At 71.3% G+C, this 17,715-nt stretch carries 18 protein-coding genes and 1 tRNA gene; 5 read left to right on the top strand and 14 right to left on the bottom strand.

The genetic code is table 11. The features are described 5' to 3' along the window. Window positions 1-20 precede the first annotated feature (20 nt). Window positions 21-1,433 carry an L-serine ammonia-lyase gene (locus C1N74_RS03465; RefSeq protein WP_023952324.1) on the bottom strand — a complete coding sequence of 471 codons (1,413 nt, stop codon included), beginning with the start codon at window positions 1,431-1,433 and terminating at the stop codon, window positions 21-23. Window positions 1,434-1,522: 89 nt separating this feature from the next. On the opposite strand from C1N74_RS03465, the gene C1N74_RS03460 reads away from it, so the two are divergent. After that, a complete protein-coding gene (locus tag C1N74_RS03460; RefSeq protein ID WP_137749977.1) occupies window positions 1,523-2,593 on the top strand; it encodes an FUSC family protein in 1,071 nt (356 codons plus the stop codon). Between the two features lie 9 nt (window positions 2,594-2,602). Here C1N74_RS03460 and C1N74_RS03455 read toward each other — a convergent pair whose 3' ends face one another. The 4 genes from C1N74_RS03455 to C1N74_RS03440 form a co-directional block, all read right to left on the bottom strand. Continuing rightward, complete coding sequence (locus tag C1N74_RS03455; protein WP_137749976.1) at window positions 2,603-3,856, bottom strand: FAD-binding protein; 1,254 nt, start codon at window positions 3,854-3,856, stop codon at window positions 2,603-2,605. 123 nt (window positions 3,857-3,979) lie between these two features. Beyond that, a tRNA-Arg gene (locus tag C1N74_RS03450) sits at window positions 3,980-4,052 on the bottom strand. 77 nt (window positions 4,053-4,129) lie between these two features. Continuing rightward, the gene (locus C1N74_RS03445; protein WP_064956139.1) at window positions 4,130-4,747 is read right to left on the bottom strand and encodes a hypothetical protein; all 618 of its coding nucleotides are present in this window, start codon (window positions 4,745-4,747) and stop codon (window positions 4,130-4,132) included. 44 nt (window positions 4,748-4,791) lie between these two features. Continuing rightward, complete coding sequence (locus C1N74_RS03440) at window positions 4,792-5,253, bottom strand: YdeI/OmpD-associated family protein (RefSeq protein ID WP_258317994.1); 462 nt, start codon at window positions 5,251-5,253, stop codon at window positions 4,792-4,794. A gap of 185 nt (window positions 5,254-5,438) precedes the next feature. On the opposite strand from C1N74_RS03440, the gene C1N74_RS03435 reads away from it, so the two are divergent. Both C1N74_RS03435 and C1N74_RS03430 read left to right on the top strand, forming a co-directional pair. After that, window positions 5,439-5,855 (top strand): DUF4383 domain-containing protein, encoded by a 417-nt coding sequence (locus tag C1N74_RS03435; RefSeq protein WP_036304665.1) that lies wholly within the window; start codon window positions 5,439-5,441, stop codon window positions 5,853-5,855. Next, complete coding sequence (locus tag C1N74_RS03430) at window positions 5,855-6,400, top strand: hypothetical protein (RefSeq protein WP_064956141.1); 546 nt, start codon at window positions 5,855-5,857, stop codon at window positions 6,398-6,400. Before C1N74_RS03435 ends, C1N74_RS03430 begins: the two co-directional genes overlap by 1 nt. A gap of 22 nt (window positions 6,401-6,422) precedes the next feature. Here C1N74_RS03430 and C1N74_RS03425 read toward each other — a convergent pair whose 3' ends face one another. The 5 genes from C1N74_RS03425 to C1N74_RS03405 all read right to left on the bottom strand — a co-directional run bounded on the left by C1N74_RS03425 (window position 6,423) and on the right by C1N74_RS03405 (window position 12,369). Next, the gene (locus tag C1N74_RS03425) at window positions 6,423-7,358 is read right to left on the bottom strand and encodes an aldose 1-epimerase family protein (RefSeq protein ID WP_258317993.1); all 936 of its coding nucleotides are present in this window, start codon (window positions 7,356-7,358) and stop codon (window positions 6,423-6,425) included. Between the two features lie 32 nt (window positions 7,359-7,390). Further along, window positions 7,391-8,893, bottom strand: a complete 1,503-nt coding sequence (gene araA / locus C1N74_RS03420; RefSeq protein ID WP_064956142.1) for an L-arabinose isomerase — start codon at window positions 8,891-8,893, stop codon at window positions 7,391-7,393. Window positions 8,894-8,921: 28 nt separating this feature from the next. After that, on the bottom strand, window positions 8,922-10,547 hold the full coding sequence (locus C1N74_RS03415; protein WP_137749975.1) for a xylulokinase: 1,626 nt from the start codon (window positions 10,545-10,547) through the stop codon (window positions 8,922-8,924). Between the two features lie 74 nt (window positions 10,548-10,621). Next, window positions 10,622-11,635, bottom strand: coding sequence for a LacI family DNA-binding transcriptional regulator (locus C1N74_RS03410; RefSeq protein ID WP_258317991.1), 1,014 nt, complete (start codon window positions 11,633-11,635; stop codon window positions 10,622-10,624). Window positions 11,636-11,724: 89 nt separating this feature from the next. Then, window positions 11,725-12,369 carry a hypothetical protein gene (locus tag C1N74_RS03405; protein WP_023952345.1) on the bottom strand — a complete coding sequence of 215 codons (645 nt, stop codon included), beginning with the start codon at window positions 12,367-12,369 and terminating at the stop codon, window positions 11,725-11,727. 202 nt (window positions 12,370-12,571) lie between these two features. Between C1N74_RS03405 and C1N74_RS03400 the strand changes: the two genes are divergently transcribed. After that, window positions 12,572-13,207, top strand: a complete 636-nt coding sequence (locus tag C1N74_RS03400) for a hypothetical protein (RefSeq protein ID WP_064956145.1) — start codon at window positions 12,572-12,574, stop codon at window positions 13,205-13,207. A 2-nt stretch (window positions 13,208-13,209) separates the two neighbouring features. On the opposite strand, the gene C1N74_RS03395 is transcribed toward C1N74_RS03400, so the two are convergent. Continuing rightward, window positions 13,210-13,797 (bottom strand): PadR family transcriptional regulator, encoded by a 588-nt coding sequence (locus C1N74_RS03395; RefSeq protein ID WP_023952347.1) that lies wholly within the window; start codon window positions 13,795-13,797, stop codon window positions 13,210-13,212. A 63-nt stretch (window positions 13,798-13,860) separates the two neighbouring features. Next, complete coding sequence (locus tag C1N74_RS03390) at window positions 13,861-14,937, bottom strand: FUSC family protein (protein WP_167366979.1); 1,077 nt, start codon at window positions 14,935-14,937, stop codon at window positions 13,861-13,863. Window positions 14,938-15,004: 67 nt separating this feature from the next. On the opposite strand from C1N74_RS03390, the gene C1N74_RS03385 reads away from it, so the two are divergent. After that, window positions 15,005-15,505 carry a DUF1992 domain-containing protein gene (locus C1N74_RS03385; RefSeq protein ID WP_137749974.1) on the top strand — a complete coding sequence of 167 codons (501 nt, stop codon included), beginning with the start codon at window positions 15,005-15,007 and terminating at the stop codon, window positions 15,503-15,505. Between the two features lie 22 nt (window positions 15,506-15,527). Here C1N74_RS03385 and C1N74_RS03380 read toward each other — a convergent pair whose 3' ends face one another. Together C1N74_RS03380 and C1N74_RS03375 are read right to left on the bottom strand one after the other, a co-directional pair. Then, window positions 15,528-16,682, bottom strand: a complete 1,155-nt coding sequence (locus C1N74_RS03380) for a cystathionine gamma-synthase (protein WP_137749973.1) — start codon at window positions 16,680-16,682, stop codon at window positions 15,528-15,530. Continuing rightward, the gene (locus C1N74_RS03375; protein ID WP_137749972.1) at window positions 16,679-17,698 is read right to left on the bottom strand and encodes a pyridoxal-phosphate dependent enzyme; all 1,020 of its coding nucleotides are present in this window, start codon (window positions 17,696-17,698) and stop codon (window positions 16,679-16,681) included. Before C1N74_RS03375 ends, C1N74_RS03380 begins: the two co-directional genes overlap by 4 nt. Between the last annotated feature and the right edge of the window lie 17 nt (window positions 17,699-17,715).

Genomic DNA, 17,715 nt, shown 5'->3' with positions numbered 1-17,715 from the left:
ACGGGGCGCGCAAGGGCCTCTCAGCACTCGACGACGTTGACGGCGAGCCCGCCCTCGCTCGTCTCCTTGTACTTGTGCGACATGTCGATCCCCGTCTGCCGCATCGTCTCGACGACGGCATCCAGCGAGACGTAGTGCTGCCCGTCGCCCCGCAGCGCGAGGCGCGCAGCAGTGACCGCCGTCGACGCGGCGATCGCGTTGCGTTCGATGCACGGGATCTGCACGAGACCGCCGACCGGGTCGCACGTGAGCCCGAGGTGGTGCTCCATCGCGATCTCCGCCGCGTTCTCGATCTGCGCGTTGCTGCCACCCATGACCGCCGTCAGGCCCCCGGCCGCCATCGCGCACGCGGACCCGACCTCGGCCTGACACCCGCCCTCCGCACCCGAGATCGAGGCGTTCGCCTTGAAAAGCGAGCCGAGCGCCGTCGCGGTCAACAGGAACCGCCGAATCCCGCGCCGACGGTCGAGATCCTCCGAGGCCAGGCGCGACTCCGCCGCGAACCGCCACCAGTACATCGCCACCGCAGGAACAATCCCCGCGGCCCCGTTGGTGGGCGCGGTGACGACGCGTCCGCCCGACGCGTTCTCCTCGTTGACGGCGAGCGCGAACGCACCCAGCCACTCCCCCGGGAGCTCCCGTCCACCCGCGGCTTCGGCCGCCTCGAGCTGCGCGCGCATCGCACCCGCGCGCCGCCGCACGCGCAGCATCCCGGGCAACGTGCCCTCGGCACGCAAGCCCGCATCGACGCACCCCGACATCGCATCCCAGATCGCGTCGAGCCCCGCGGCGACCTCAGCCTCGGGCCGAAGCGCCTCCTCGTTGCGGCGCGCGAGCCCGGCGATGCTCACCCCGTCGCGCTCGCACAGCTCGAGCAGCTCGGCCGCCGTGCTGAACCGGTACGGCCACGCGACATCGCTGCTCGGTCCGCCTCCCGCTCCCCGCGGAGCGGCGTCTGCCCCCGCCCGGCGGATGAAGCCACCCCCGACCGAGAGATACGTGTCCGACGCGACGAGATGCCCGGCGGCATCCCACGCGCTCAGCGTCATCGCGTTCGGATGCTCCGGCAGTCGCGTCCGCGGCTCGAAGGTCACATCGCCTCGCGAGAACGGCACCGGATGCCGGCCCGCGAGCAGCAGAGGTGAGCCGTCCGTCCAGCTCGTCCACGCCGCGCGGACCGCATCGGGATCGACCGTCTCGGGCGCGTGGCCCTGCAACCCCGCGACCACCGCGTCGGGAGTGCCGTGCCCGATGCCGGTCGCTCCGAGCGACCCGTACAGCACGCAGCCGACGCGCACGACCTCGGGCAGCCTGCCGGCGGCCTCGAGCCCGACGGCGAAAGCTCGGGCGGCGCGCAACGGGCCGACCGTGTGGGAGCTCGAGGGTCCTACACCGATGGAGAACAGCTCGAACGCCGAGACGTAAGCGCTCACACCTCCAGGCTACGCCAGCATCTGCCGTACGCACCGGGCGACGTCAAGGGCCTGCCGACGGATACGCCACGCGCCTATCGTCGCGACCGATGACCACCCCATCCCACCCCCGTCTGGCATCGCTCAAGGCAGCCGCGCGCACCGCGGGTGGCGAGGCCTTCGCGGTCTCGCGCCTTCTGCTCGCCGGCAAGGCGGCCCTCGCCGCCGCGATCGCCTGGTACCTCGCGCCGTATGTGCCGTTCGCGCACGACGAGTACTCCTACTACGCGCCGCTCGGCGTGCTCGTGAGCATGTACCCGACGATCGCCGACTCCGCCAAGGCGGGCCTGCAAGCGCTGGGAGGCCTGGCCATCGGCATCGTGATCGGCCTCGCGGGACTGTGGATCGTCTCCGGACCCAGCCCGCGGATCGTCGGCGTGGCGATCGTCGTCGCCGCGGGCGTCGCCGTCGGCGGCATCCGAGCTCTCGGCACCGGCCGAGACTGGATCGCCATCGCGGCGCTGTTCGTTCTGCTGCTGGGCGCGAACGACGCCGGCGGCTTCTCGGTGTCGTACCTCGTGACGATGGCGTTCGGCGTGCTCATCGGGGTGGCCGTCAACCTCGCGCTCGTCCCACCCCTGTACCTCCGGCGGGCCTCCACCCGCCTGTCGCAGCTGCGCGACGCGGTCTCGGACCGGCTCGAGATGCTGGCGACCTCGGTCGCCGCCGGCGAACCCGCCGATTCGGCGGGCCAGCGCTACCTCGGAGAGATCCTCGACGCCGTCTCGGCCGACGTGCGCGAGGCCGCCCGCAGCCGCAAAGCCCATCCGCTCGCTCGGCGCCGCCGCGGCATCGAGGCCGAGAACGACCGTCGCTTGAGAGCGCTCGAGAACACTGTGCGCCAGACGATCGAGCTCGGCGACGGCATCGACGGCCTCCCCCTCACCCCCGACGCCGCGCCGCTGCGCGCCGAGCTCGCCGAGGCCGTACGGGCCACAGCGCAAGCCGTCGCACGACCTCTGGGCGACCCGGCGACGGCAGCCACGGTCGAGGATGCCGAGAAGGCGCTCGCCCGCGTCGTCGCAACGGTGCCCGCGGACGGCGATGGTCGCATCTCGCCGTGGACGCGCACCGCCGTCGATCTCAGCCGGATCATCGAGGCATCCCGCCCGTTCTCGTGAACCGGTGAATCAGCGAGCGGCGATGCCCAGCACCCGCTCGAGGTACGGACCCGAGAACTTACCGGTCGGGTCGACACGCGCCACGAGCTCGCGGAAATCAGCGAGACGCGGGAGCGAATCGCCGATGGGCATCGAGAAGACCTTGCCCCAGTGCGGCCGGGGGTCGAACGGAGCGAGCACGCGCTCCACATTCGCGATCGCCTCGCGGACCGCATCCGGTTCGTTCTTCCACGTGAAGTGGATGCACACACTGTCGCGCCCGAACCCGGGAGAGAGCCAGAGGTCATCGGCGGCGACGGTGCGCAGCTCGGTCACGAGAAGGGCGGGCTCGACCCGGTCGGCGATCGAGCGCACGGCCGCGATCGCCTCGACGGCCACCGCACGGTCGACCCAGTACTCGGTCTGGATCTCGTCGCCGTTGGACGGGGTCGCGTCGATGCGGAAGTGCGGCAGGCGCTCGCACCAATCCCCGGGGATGCCGCCCTGCTCGGTCGTGTTGTCGACTCCGTCGGCCGCGGGCGAGTCCGCCTTGACCCTGACGCGCCGAGCGCTCAGCACGCGTTCCGGCATGTCGGCGGCCGACGCGGCGTCGAGGCGCTCCTTGATCCACACTTCGCCGACATCCGGCGTCTTCCAGCGGGTGAAGACGCTGACGCTGTAGCCCGACGCCGTCACCTCGTCGAAGCGCTCGAAGAGATCGTCCCAGGTGAGCCCGGCATAGGTGTCCTGGCGCACCTGGTAGGTCGGCTCGATCGCGAGCGTCAGCCGGACGACCGGCCCGAGTGCGCCGAGGTGGACGACGCTGCCGGCGAAGTCGGCGTCACCGGCCGAGACCGTGCGCAGCTCGCCGTCCGGAGTGATGAACTCCAGCGCCCGCACCGCCGTCGCGAGCGACCCGTTGCCGTCGCCCGACCCGTGCGTCGACGTCGCCGTCGCACCACCGACGGAGATGTGCGGCAGTGAACCCATGTTGTGCAGCGCCCAGCCGTGATCGGCGAGGTGCCGAGCGACGACGGCATAGCGCGTTCCGGCTCCCACCGTCACGGTCCGCGCATCCTCATCGACGATGATGTCGGCGTCGAGCCCGGTGAGATCGAGCAGGACGCCGGCCGTGTCGGCGAGGTCGTTGAACGAATGCCGTGTGCCCAGCGACCGGATGCGGTCGTGCGCGGCGACCATGCGTCGAGCCTCGTCGATCGTCGTCGGTGCGAGTACAGCTTCGGCGGTGAAGGTGTGTGTTCCGGCCCAGTTCCGTTCGGTCACGCCCCCACGCTACGCGATGACCGCTGAGAATGTGCAGCACCACAACAAAGTCGTCGGCGTGGAACGGAAAACAAAGAAGCCCCCGCAGAGCGGAGGCTTCTCGTTCACTGTCTCAACACAGTGTGCGCCCGAAGGGACTCGAACCCCTAACCTTCTGATCCGTAGTCAGATGCTCTATCCATTGAGCTACGGGCGCAGTGCCTGGGAATCTCTCCCGGGCCGTCGTCAAGCATAGCCCGCTCTCGCGCAAAGAGCGAATCGAGCACGGAACGGCTAGTCGATCACCGGCGCAGCCGCGGAATCCACGGCCTCATCGCGCTCGGCCGCCTGCCGCTGGACATTGCGACGCTGCGAGCGGAGACGCGGGAGGTCGACCATCCGCAGGGCCTGCATGCGCGCCGTGCGCATGCGCTCGTAGTCGGGTTCGAGATCGGGCCGCGCCGCCTCGATGCGAAGCGTGCGGTCGATGTTCCCGGCGACCTCGGCCCACGCGGCCTCCCGCGCATCAGCGATGAGCTTGCGCAGCTCCGCCTCGTCGGCCGCGCGCTCGCGGAGCTCTTTGGCGATGCGCAGCGACTGCTTGCGACGTCGACGCAGATTCGACACGTCCCGGCTGCGGTAGTCGTGCGTCCCGCCCGAGTCGCTGTAGCGGCCGCTCGCGGCCTTGCGTTCGCGATGGGTGCGCTCGGCGTCGGCCTCGGCCTCCTCCGCGAGAGAGATGAGGGCGTCGCGCGCGTCGTCCAGGAAGCGGTCGGCCTCGAAATCGCGCCCGTCGGCGAGGATGTCGACGAGGATGGCGTTCTTGAGCGCGAGGCGGGTCGCCGCGGAGGCGATGTACAGCCCTTCGGCGACGATCTCCGAGCTCTTGGTACGCGCTTGACGGGTGGCCAACGCTGCCCCTCCTCACCTCACCCCAATCCTACGGGGCGCGCGCCTCAGCCGAGCTTGGCGATGATCGCCGCGATCCTCCTCGCGCGGGTCTCCGGCGCCTTCGCGGACTCGACGTTCCCGACATGCGCCTTCCGCGCGCTCGGCGGCAGTCGGTCGAACGCTTCCCCCGCGCCGGCGTCCGTCAGCGCGGCGGCGAGATCGGTCGGCACCTCGACCTCCCGCGGCGCCTCGTCGAGTTCGATGTCGACGACGATCGCATCGCCTCCCGCGAGGCCGCTCTCGCGCCGCCGCTCCGCCGAGAAAGGGATGAGCGCGAGCCCCCGCATCGACCCCACCGTGCTGCGGAAGGCGAAGCCGTTGACGGCGACCGAGACGGCGGGGCGACGACCGCCACCGAGCGCATCCAGGATCGAGAACGGCACCTCGATGCCGGTGTTGTTTCCGAACTGGGACAGCGTCGTCTCGAATCGCACGCTTCTCATTACCACCGCGGCGCCCGAATACACAAGCAGGGTGAGCCGTGAACTCGCTGACCATAGCCTCGCTTCACGGCCTGGGCCTGACTCCCCATCGATATCGACGAACACACAAGATCGGACGCTCCGGGCCCGCCCAGTGGCAAACCGATCTGCCCCTGTCACCGAACAACCGCAGCACCGCGACATCCGTCGCCCAATGGGAGGGAACCCTCATGCGTACATCACCGAACCGCCTCGTGGCGATCATCTTCGGCGCCGTCTACATCCTCGTCGGCCTCCTCGGCTTCACCGTGACCGCGGGCGTCGACTTCATCGCCACCGAGGGTGGCCTGCTGCTCGGCATCTTCGAGGTCAACCCGCTGCACAACATCGCGCACCTCCTGATCGGTGCCGCGCTGCTCATCGGCGGCCTTTCCGGCGTCCGCGCCGCGAAGGGCGTCAACATCACCGTCGGCGCGGCCTACCTGCTGCTCGGCATCGTCGGCTTCTTCATTCAGGACAGCGCCGCGAACGTGCTCGCCCTGAACACCGCCGACCACTTCCTCCACCTCGCCAGCGCCCTCGTGCTGCTCGGCGTCGGCCTCGGCACCGACCGCGCGGTCGACACCCGCCGCACCGCCGTCGCCTGATGAACACCGCCGCGCTCACCCGCTCCTGGCCCACGCTCGCCGCGTGGGGGGCTGGTCTGCTCCAGCTCGGCGTGGGCGCGGGCATGATCACCCAGGGCACCGGCGTCGCCGATCGCGGCGTCGGTGTCGTGGCGGTAGCGGTCGGGGCGGCCGCCCTCGGTTGGGGCGTCGCCGCCCTGACCCGCGGCCGCCTCGTCGCTCCCCGTGTCGCGATGGCCATCGCCGTCGCCGGCACGATCGCATCGGGGCTCGCTCTCGCAGCGGACCCGATGCGGATCAGCGTTCACGCCGTCGGCGTGACCGTTCTCCTCCACGTCGCCTACGGCGTGGCCGCAGCGGCTGTCGTCCGCCGGGCGCGCACAGCGCCCGCGGGCTCCTCCCCCGCCGAAGCCCGCTCCACCCCGCGGACGAGCGTCATCGGGCTCGTCGCCGGTTGCGTCATCGTGGCCGGACTCGTCACGCCGGCGCTCGGGGCCACAGAGGCGGGTCGCAACGCTCCGAGCCACTCCGACCACCCGCTGTTCTCCACCGAGCACAGCCACTGATCCGCCGAGCGCGGCCGCGAGATCAGATCGCGCTGATGCGCCAGGACGCCTCGACCGTGGCGGCCGGCTCGATGAGGATGAGCCCGGCGTCGTAGTCGTACCGCGCGGCGTTGAAGGCATCCGGGGCGCACGTCATCGGCTCGACCGCCAGACCCGCGCGGTGCCCCGGCTGAGCCGGTCCCCCGGGCAGATCGGCCGTGTGCACCTGGACCCACGGGCACGCGGCATCCCACGAGATCGCGACTCCCGTTCCCGACGGGTCGGTCACCCGCACCGCGGCGATGCCGTCCTCGGCGCGCGAGAGCGCCGTGAACGCGTGATCGATCTCGACGGGGCCCAGCGTCCGCGGCTCGCGGAAGTCGAACTCCGCGACGTCCGCGACGTCGGCCAGCCCGACGGGCGAGAGCCGGTCGGGGGTGACCTCGAGCACGCGAGCTGCCGGCAGTTCGAGCGTCCACTCGTCCAGCGGCGCCGATCCGGCGACGAGATACGGGTGCGGGCCGGTGCCGAAAGGCGCGGCATCCGCGCTCTCGTTCGTCGCCCGCACCGTCTGCGTCAGGCCGTCGGCGCCGAGGCGGTAGGTCGCCTCGATGCGGACGGTCCAGGGGTAGGCGGTCTGCGCGACGATCGTGGCGCCGAGCGTCACGTGATCGGCGGCGACGACGACGGGCTCGAAGTCGAGCCAGGCCACCAGCCCGTGCAGCGCGTGGTGGCGCTCCGGCTCGGTGAGAGCGAGACGATAGCGGGTGCCCGCCACCTCGTACTCACCGTCGACGACGCGGTTCGGCCACGGGGCGAGGGTCGCACCCCGGTAGCCCGGGCGCACTTCGTCTTCGCCGTACGGGACGACGAGGTCGCGCCCGGCGACGCGGAAGGAGCGCAGCGACGCCCCCACGCTCGCCACGATCGCCTCAGCGTCGCCGAATCGCAGCACGTACGACGTTCCGGATGCCGCCACGGGCGTCCCCTCTCGGTTCTGGTTCTCGGAGATCACAGTCCGCGGGCCAGGCGGTAGTAGGCCTGGTTCCAGCGGAGCTCCTTCTGGAATCCTCGCACCGTCGTGTCCTCGTCGATGACCACGAGCTCCGTGCCGGCGATCTCGGCGAAGTCCCGGAACACCTCGATGCCGACGGCCGTCGTCATGACGGTGTGGTGTGCGGCACCGGCGGCGAGCCAGCACGCGGCCGACGTGGCGAAGTCGGGTGCCGGCTTCCAGATCGCCCGGCCCACCGGCAGCTTCGGCAGGTCGGGAGCCTCGACGTTCTCGACCACGTTCGCCGTCAGGCGGAAGCGGTCGCGCATGTCGCTCATCGCCACGACGAGGGCGGGACCCGGATCCGCGGTGAAGACGAGGCGCACGGGGTCGTCCTTGCCGCCGATGCCGAGGGGGTGGATCTCCAGGCGCGGCTTCGCGGTCGTCAGCGACGGCGAGACCTCGAGCATGTGTGCGCCGAGGATGCGCTCCGAGCCGGGAACGAGGTCGTAGGTGTAGTCCTCCATGAGGCTCGCCCCGCCGGGCAGGCCCGCACCCATGACGTTGGCGACGCGCACGAGGATCGCGGTCTTCCAGTCGCCCTCGGCGCCGAAGCCGTAGCCCTCGGCCATGAGGCGCTGCACGGCGAGGCCCGGCAGCTGCGTGAGCTCGCCGAGGTCTTCGAACGAGGTCGTGAAGGCTCCGAACCCGCCGGCCTCGAGGAACGAGCGCAGCCCGATCTCGATCGCCGCGCCGTCGCGCAGCGACTGGTGGCGCTCAGCCCCGGGGAGAAGCTCCTCGGCGACGTCGTACTGCGCGAGGTACACCTCGACGAGCGCGTCGATGTCGGCGTCGGAGGCCGCGGCGACGGCATCCGCCAGCTCGTTCACGCCCCACGTGTTCACCTGGACGCCGAACTGCAGCTCTGCCTCGGTCTTGTCGCCCTCGGTCACGGCGACGTAGCGCATGTTGTCGCCGAAGCGCGCGAGCTTGAGCGTGCGGGCGGCCTGCCACCCGGCCGCGGCGCGCTGCCAGTCCTCGATCTGACGCGTGACCTCGGGGTTCGAGACGTGCCCGACGACGGTCTTGCGCGAGACGCCGAGGCGGGTCTGGATGTAGCCGAACTCGCGGTCGCCGTGGGCGGCCTGATTGAGGTTCATGAAGTCGAAGTCGATGTCGGCCCACGGCAGCTCGACGTTGGCCTGCGTGTGCAGGTGCAGCAGCGGCTTGCGGAGCGCGTCGAGGCCCGTGATCCACATCTTCGCCGGACTGAAGGTGTGCATCCACGCGATGACGCCGATCACCGAGTCGTCGGCGTTCGCGTCGAGGGCGAGTCGGCGGATCGACTCGGAGTCCTTGAGCACCGGCTTCCATTCGACGCGGACCGGCAGTCCGGCGAGGCCAGCGACGACCTGTTGCGACTGCTCGGCGACCTGGCGCAGGGTCTCCTCGCCGTAGAGGTTCTGGCTGCCCGTCACGAACCAGACGGTGTACTGCTCGAGAGAGGTGGAGAGGGTCATTGTTCTTCTTCCGGTGAGGTCGGACGGGTCAGGACAAGGCGGCGACGGCGGCGCGCTCGACGGCGAGCCCCGCGTCGTAACGATCGAGGTAGGCGGCGAAGCCGGCGGCATCCGCTGCGTCGGGCTCGGCGACGTCGACCGTCGCCGACGCGAAGACGCGCTCGCGGAGGTAGGCGTCGAGATCGAGGCCGTCGCCGTGGCGCAGATAGTCGGCGAGCACGGCGATGCCCCAGGCCCCGCCCTCCGAGGCGGTGTCACCGACGGCGACCGGGGCTCCGAGGGCCGCTGCGAGGAACCGCTGGGCGACCCCGGCGGTGCGGAACATGCCGCCGTGGGCGAACATCCGGTCGAGCTGCACCCCCTCGCGGTCGAGAACGCGCATGCCGAGCGCGAGCGTGCCGAACACGCCGTAGAGCTGCGCCCGGATCGCGTTGGCGAGCGTGAACCGACTGTCGGGGGTGCGCACGAACAGCGGACGACCCTCCTCAGTGCCGGCGATGGGCTCGCCCGCGAGGTGGTTGTAGGCCAGCAGGCCGCCGGCGTCGGGGTCGCCCGTGAGCGCTTCGCGGAACAGGGTGTCGTACACCGCGTCGGCGTCGAGCGCCGATCCCGACGCCGCAGCGAACCGCTCGAACATGCCCACCCAGGCCGCGAGCTCGCTCGCCCCGTTGTTGCAGTGGACCATCGCGACGAGGTCGCCCGCGGGGGTCGTGACGACGTCGATCTCGTGGTGCGTGCTCTGCAGCGGGCGCTCGAGCACGACCATCGCGAAGATGCTCGTGCCGGCACTGACGTTGCCGGTGCGGGGCGCGACGGCCTCGGTGGCGACCATGCCGGTGCCCGCATCGCCCTCGGGCGGGCAGAACGGGATGCCGGGGCGCAGCGCTCCCGACGGGTCCAGCAGCGCGGCACCGGCGACGGTGAGGGAGCCTGCGGCTTGACCTGCGACACGGACCTCCGGCAGCAGGGCGCGGAGATCCGCCGGGAGTCGCCCGGCGGTGTGCGCGTCGAAGAGGTCGACGCGGCGCTGGTCGTAGTCACGGGTGACCGGGTCGATCGGGAACATCCCCGACGCGTCGCCGACCCCCAGGACCTTCTCACCGGTCAGGCTCGCGTGCACGTACCCGGCGAGGGTCGTCATGTGACGGATGTCGGCGACGTGCGCCTCGCCGTCGAGCACGGCCTGATGCAGATGGGCGATCGACCACCGCAGCGGGATGTTGATGCCGAGCAGCTCGGTGAGCTCGGCCGCGGCCGCGCCCGTGCTCGTGTTCCGCCACGTGCGGAACGGCACGAGCAGCTCGTCGTGGGCGTCGAACGCGAGATAGCCGTGCATCATCGCCGAGACGCCGATCGTGCCGAAGGTCTCGGGCACGACGCCGTACTGGGACTCGATCGCGGCGGCGAGGTCGGCGTAGGCCGCCTGCACGCCGGACCAGACGTCGTCGAGGGCATACGTCCAGCGGCGCTCCTCGAAACGGTTCTCCCACGCGTGCGACCCGGTCGCGAGGACCCGGGTCGGGTCCGACCCGACGAGGCATGCCTTGATGCGGGTCGAGCCGAATTCGATGCCCAGGCTCGTGCGACCGGCGAGGATGTCGTCGCGCTCGGCGGATCGGTCGCGCGTGGCGGTGTGGGTCACGGATGCCTCCATTGGTCGTGCCGCGGTGTGAACATGTTACCGGTAACAACCTCACGACGCGAGCCTGAACGGCAGGCTCATCGACCTCAGACCGGGCGAGTCGAGTCGCGCACCACGAGCCGGGGCGGTTCCGGACCGGTGGCAGAGTCCGCGCCCAGCAGGATCCGGACGCACCGCTGCGCCTCGCCCGCGATATCGAGACGGACCGTAGTGAGGGCGGGCCGGTAGAAGGCCGCATCCGGGTGGTCGTCGAAGCCGACCACGCTGACGTCCGCGGGAACGTCCACACCCCGTGAAGCGAGTCCGGAGACCAGGCCGAGCGCCATCTGATCGTTCGCGACGACGATCGCGGTCGGCCCGCCCGCCTCGCCGACCGCGGCGGCGATCTCGGGGGCCAGCGCCGCCCCCGATGCCGCGGACCAGTCGCCGCGCCAGCGACCGGCGAGCTGCAGTCCCCCTCGCGCGAGCGCAGACTCGGCACCGGTGTCGCGAGCGACGGCCTCGAGCCAGGCGGCCGGGCCCGACAGCTGAGCGATGCGGCGGTGCCCGGCGTCCAGCAGATGATCGACGGCGAGCGCCGCTCCCTCGGCGCCGCGGTCGCCGTCAGCCGGCGTGCCGGCTCCCCCGACCCGCGAGTGCAGCGGCACCACCGGGACCCCGGGGGATGCCGCCGCCAGCGCTTCGAGCGCCGCCGTATGGGGCGCCACGACGACGATCCCGTCCACCCCCTGGGCGAGAAGATGGTCGGCGGCGGCCGTGACGCTGGCGGCATCCGCGCCGTCGGCGTAGGCCGTGGCGATCCACCGGCCGGCCGACCGCGCCGCGCGTTCGAGAGCCCCGATGCCCGCGGCGGGCCCGTACAGATCGGTGTCGGAGGCGACGACCCCGATCGTCCGCGTCGTCGCGGTGCCGAGCGCACGCGCCGCATTGTTGACGCGATAGCCGAGCTCGGCCATCGCCGCGACCACGCGTTCCCGCGTCTCGGGCCGGATGTGAGGGTGGTCGTTGATGACGCGCGAGACCGTCTGCGTCGACACGCCCGCGGCGGCCGCGACATCCCGCACGCCCACTCGCGCCCGCCCGGGCATCGCTTCGCTCACTGCGCCAGGCTAGCGGGCACGCCGAAGGGCGGCACCGGCCGAGGCCGCGTGCCGCCCTTCGAGAACTCTCGGTCGGATGGGATCCGGGATCAGCGGTCGCCGAGGATGCCGCCCACGAGGTCGTCGACGTCGGAGGTCACGTCCGAGGTGATGCCGCCGACGAGGTTGTCGACGGTGCTGCCGATTCCGCTCGTGACGTCGCCCGTGCTGACCTCGCCCGTGCCGACGTCGCCCGTGCCGACGTCACCCGTGCCGACGTCCGTGCCGTTGCCGAGGTCGGTGTCGGTCTGGTTGCCGTTGCCGACCTCGTTGCCGTTGCCGGTCTCGTTGCCGTTACCGGTCTCGTTGCCCGAGACGATGGGGGCGTCGACCGGGGCGTCCACGGCAGTGTCGTTGCCCGACGCGATCGGGGTGTCGTTGCCCGACAGCAGCGCGCCGTTGCCCACATCGCTGATCAGCGGACCGTTGATGAGGCCGCCCTCGAGCCCGAGGTTGCCGACGTTGGCGTTCTCGCCCACGCCGTTGCCGTTGGCCTCGAGGACGCCGTCGATCCACGTCGACAGCGCGTCGAACGACGATGCGACGTCCGTGGTGGTGGTCGTGTCGGTGGTGGACGAGTCGACTGCGGTGGTGTCGTCAGCCGACGCGGGCAGGGCGAATCCGGCGGTGGCGATCGCGGCGGCACCCAGGCCCGCCGTGCCGAAGATTGCTGCTCGCTTCAGGTTCGTACGCATGTCTCTTCCTTCCGTCACGTGCGCTGGATTGCGGCACGTGGGGCTATCCGGGACGAGCCCGGATGCGGATTGGACACCTCGAGCGAAAACCGTGCATCCGCCACCGTTTGGAGCGCCGGCCATCCGCGCCCTCATGCGGATCGCGGCGGTTTCCTGGCAGTCGCCTGAGAGCGCGGCATCCGGCCCGCGTAGGCTCTGCATCATGCGTGCAGAGCTCGCCGATCGCCGTGACACGACCTGGGAGGATCTCGGACCGAGATTCCGGGTGTTCGTCTACCCCGGCGACGCGAAAGACACGCGGATCATCGACATCGTCGACGTCTCGATCGACACCGTCTTCCGCGAGATGCGCATCTTCTCCGACGACGACCGCCACCTCTGGTCGGTCGCTCTGGTCCGCGGGGAGGGAGCGCAACGGGGTCTGGTCTGGCTGTCGGGGTACGACTACGACGACACCCCGACCGACGGCGTCGAATGGCAACGTCGTCGCGAGATGCAGGATCGCTACCTGATGGCGCGTTCCCGTCGCGGCGAGCCGCTCGTGCTCCCCGACGGACGGCGCGTCATCCGCATGTTCTCGGGATGGGCCTCGAGCCCGCTGTGGGAGAGCTTCACGGACGAGTACGTCGTCGACCCGCGCAGTCTCGGGATCAGCGATGACCTGACCCGGGATCTCCTCGCCTGGGACGGCGCGATCCAGGACGCGGGACCCGACGGCCCGGTCCCCGCCGACTCGTTCGAAACCGGCCTGGCGATCTGGCGCCGCCTGCGCGACGAGCTCGCCCCCATCGCGGAGGTCCGCCCCGATTTCTGGGCTACCGGGCAAGTGCTCGGCTGAGCTCAGGCTTTGACCGGCCGCCCGCGCTTGGGCTTCTCCGTCGACAGCTCGATCGCCATCGCGCGGCCGGGATGCTGCGCGAGGCGCTGCTCGGTGTGATCGAGCCAGCGCACCTCGGCCTCGGCCGCGAAGATCATCGAGTCGACCACGAGCGACCAGGCGAGCTCCTCGGGACCGTCGGGGTTCGCTCCGGCGTACTCGCCGCTGCGGAGCTCCTGCAGTTGCGCGAGCGAGGCGCGCCGCTGCGCCTGGATGACCTCGTTCACATCGATCCCCGGCAGGGTCGCGGCCACCGCGAGCTTGATCGCGAGCTCATCCCGTGTGCCCGCCGGCCGTTCGACGGGCGAGCCCAACCATGACGCGACCTCGGCGCGCCCGGCATCCGTGATCTGCCAGTAGACGTGGCCCTGCCCGTCGACCGACCCCTTCTCGACGAGACCGTCCCGCTCGAGCCGGTCGAGGGTGTTGTAGATCTGGCCCACGTTCAGCGGCCACGTCGACCCGGTCCGACGGTCGAACTCCGCCCGCAGCTGATAGCCATAGCAGGGGCCCTGATCGAGGATCGCCAGAAGGCTGAGTCGAACCGACACGGTCGTCCTTTCGCATACCGGGTATGTAGTTTGCGAGTATATGCATACCGGGTATCGAGGGGACTACCGCCGCGGGCCCACCACGATCACGCTGCTGAGGATGCCGAGTCCGACACCCACCGCGGTGTCGACGACGCGCTCGACCGCCAGCTCCGGGCCGCCGGCTCCCGCCGCGCTCAGGATGAGGAGCACCAGCGGGGTGATGAAGACGAGCGCGAGCGCGTAGTGGCGGACGACGACGAGCTCGATGATGAACTGCAGCGCCCCGAGCACGAGACCGAGCACGACGCCGCCGAGCGGCACGACGCTGATGGCGAGGAACACGGCCGCCCCCGCCGCGGTGCCGAGCGCGCGGTGGATGCCGCGCGACAGCGCGACGCGGCGACTCGCGCTGACTCCGAGGACGGCGATCCCCGCCCCGACGATCCAGTAGGCGCGCTCGGGATCGACGAGCAGCGCGATCGCCGTGCCGACGACCGCGACCGTCGCCGTTCGCACGACGAGGGTCCGCGTCGTCGCCTCGCCCCCGGCCGCGGGGAAGAGCGAGCGCATCGACCGAGGCTTCGCGCCGCGGTGCGAGCGCCGCACGAGAGGTGCCGCCGTGACCAGCCATGCGAACAGCAGCGACGCCGCGAGGACACCGAGATACAGCGCCGGGTTCACCGCGTGCGACGACTGCGGCGCCGTGACGTGCGCCGACAGACCGTAGATGAGCACGGCGAACAGCGGGCCCGGCGGACCGACCGAGCGGCCGAAGACCAGAACGGATGCCGCGACGGCGACCACGATGAGGCCGATGGCCACCGCGACAGCGCCGACGGCCGCCGCCGCGACCCCGAGCGCCGCACACGACCACAGCACCGCCGCGACGATGGGGACGAAGCGCAGGCGCTCGCGCGGTGAGAGACGGCCACCGTACAGCGTCGCGAACGCTCCGGTCGCGGCGAGCAGCGCGATGTTCTCGAGCCCCAGCGCGGAGAGGACGACCACGGGCAGCGCCATCGCGAGCGCAGCCTGCAGCCCGAGGTGCCATCGCGGTCCCGGCGACGGCCCGAATCGCGTCAGGCTGCGCCCCAGCTCCCCCGCTTCACGCCGCCACCGGCCGGAACTGTCGGGGGGCGGTTCGAGCGAAAGCGGCATTACTCCATTGTCCCGCGAGAACGCCGACGTCTGCGCGCCGGCACGTACTCTGGAGGCGGAGAACGACATGAGCGACGATTCCCCCGCATCCTCGACGCCCCAGACGCCGGTGCCCGGCCCTCGTGAACGCGCGGCCTACATCGAGACGGCGATTCAGCAGGCCATCCGCCGCGGCGACTTCGACGATCTGCCGGGAGCGGGCAAGCCCATCGCCGATCTCGGCCCGAACCACGATCCCGACTGGTGGATCAAGCGGAAGATCCGCGAGGAGCAGCTCACCGGGCTCGGCCCGCCGGCGCTGACCCTGCGGATCGAGCACGCCGAGTTCGACGCCCGTGTCGACGCTCTCAACCGCGAGGACGATGTGCGCGAGTACGTCGTCGACTTCAACCGGCGCGTCGTCGAGGCCCGCCGGCAGCTGCAGGGCGGGCCGCCCGTGGTCACACCGACGCACGACGTCGAGGCCGAGGTCGCCGCCTGGCGTCAGCGTCGCGCGGATGCCGCGGCGGCGGCATCCGCAGCCCCGCCGGCCGAACCGCGACGCCGCCGGCGGCTGTTCCGACGCTGAGCGGCCCGCCGGCGAGACGAGGTCAGCGCAGCGCCTGCTCCACGTCGGCCAGCAGATCGTCCACCGACTCGATGCCCACGGAGAGCCGCACCACCTCGACCGGCACGGCGGCCTCCGTGCCGCGGACCGAAGCGTGCGTCATCGCATCGGGATAGTTCACCAGCGACTCCACGCCGCCGAGCGATTCGGCGAGCTGGAACAGGCGCGTCGACTCGGCGAAGCGACGCGCCGCCTCGCCGGACTCGAGCGCGAGCGAGAGCATGCCCCCGAAGCGGGTCATCTGCGACGCGGCCAGCTCGTGCCCGGGGTGCGAGGCGAGCCCGGGGTAGAACACGCGGGCGACGCGATCGTGTCGCTCCAGGAACGCGGCGATGGCCCCGGCGTTCTCGCTGTGGCGCTGCATGCGGACATCGAGCGTCTTGATCCCGCGCGTCGTGAGCCAGGCATCCATCGGTCCCGACACCGCTCCCGCGGCGTACTGCAGGAAGCCGATCTTCTCGGCGAGCGCATCGTCGTCGAGCACGAGCGCGCCGCCGACGACATCCGAGTGTCCGCCGAGGTACTTCGTCGTGGAGTGCACGACGACATCGGCGCCGAGCTCGAGGGGCCGCTGGAGCGCCGGGGTCGCGAAGGTGTTGTCGACGACGACGAGCGAGCCGGCCTCGTGTCCGATGGCCGCCAGGCCCGCGATGTCGGTGATGCGCAGCAACGGGTTCGACGGTGTCTCCACCCACAGCACGCGCGGCGCGCGCTCGGCGACCGAAGCCCGCACGGCGGGGAGGTCGCTCATGTCGACGACCCGCAGCTTCACACCCCACGGAGCCAGGACACGGGCGATGAGACGGTGGGTGCCCCCGTAGACGTCGTTGCCGAGAAGCACCTCGTCACCGGGCGTCAGCGCGGCGCGCAGCAGCACGTCCTCGGCGGCCAGCCCCGAGGCGAACGAGAAGCCGTGCGCCCCGCCCTCGAGCGCGGCGAGCTGCACCTGGAGCGCCGTGCGGGTCGGGTTTCCCGAGCGACCGTACTCGTAGCCGCCGCGGAGGCCGCCGATGCCGTCCTGCGCGAACGTCGTCGAGAAGTGGACCGGCGGGATGACCGCTCCGGTGGTGGGGTCGAACTCCTGGCCGGCGTGAACGGCGAGGCTCGCGAGGCCGCGGGCGGAATCGTGCGTGCTCATGCGTCGCTCCTGGTGTCGTGGGTCGTGCGGTGATCGGGGATGCCGTGGTCGGGTTCGACGACGAGGTCGGCGAACCCGTGGGCACGCATCCAGTCGTCGTCGTAGATCTTCGAGAGGTACCCGCGGCCGTGGTCGGGCAGCAGCACGACGACGACGTCGTCGGGTCCGAGCTCGCGTGCCGTCCGAAGCGCGGCCACCACGGCCATGCCCGACGAACCGCCGACGAGCAGGCCTTCCTCGCGCGCGAGGCGGCGGGTCATCGCGAACGACTCGCGGTCGCCCACCCGCTCGTAGCGGTCGACGACGGACGGATCGAAGGTCTCGGGCCAGAAGTCCTCGCCGACGCCCTCGACGAGGTACCGGCCGATGTCGCCGCTGTAGATGGACCCCTCGGGGTCGGCGCCGACGATCGTCACGGCCCCGCCGGAGACCTCGCGCAGGTACCGTCCCGTGCCCGTGATCGTGCCGCCGGTGCCGACACCGGCGACGAAGTGCGTCACGCTCCCCGCGGTGTCGCGCCAGATCTCGGGTCCGGTCGTCTCGTAGTGGGCGCGCGGCCCGGCGGCGTTGGCGAACTGGTTGGGTTTGAAGGCGCCGGGGATCTCGCGCGCGAGCCGGTCCGAGACGCTGTAATACGAATCCGGATGCTCCGGCGGCACGCTCGTGGGGGTCATCACGACCTCGGCGCCGTACGCCTTCAGGACGGCGACCTTCTCGCCCGCGAACTTGTCGGGAACGACGAAGACCATCCGGTAGCCGCGCTGCTGCGCGACGAGGGCGAGGCCGACACCGGTGTTGCCGCTCGTGGGCTCGACGATCGTTCCGCCCGGCCGGAGCAGCCCGTCGCGCTCGGCGGCCTCGATGATCCTCGCAGCGATGCGATCCTTGGCCGAGCTGCCCGGGTTGAAGTACTCGATCTTGGCGAGCACGGTCGCCCGCGTCGAGGACGCGACGCGGTTCAGGCGAACCAGCGGGGTGTTGCCGACGAGTTCGGCGATGTTCTCTGCGTAGCGCACGAGGGTGTCCTCACGGT

This window comes from Microbacterium sp. SGAir0570 (genome assembly GCF_005491085.2).
GTDB classification, from domain to species: domain Bacteria; phylum Actinomycetota; class Actinomycetes; order Actinomycetales; family Microbacteriaceae; genus Microbacterium; species Microbacterium arborescens.
This window is presented reverse-complemented; position numbering and strand designations above follow the sequence as displayed.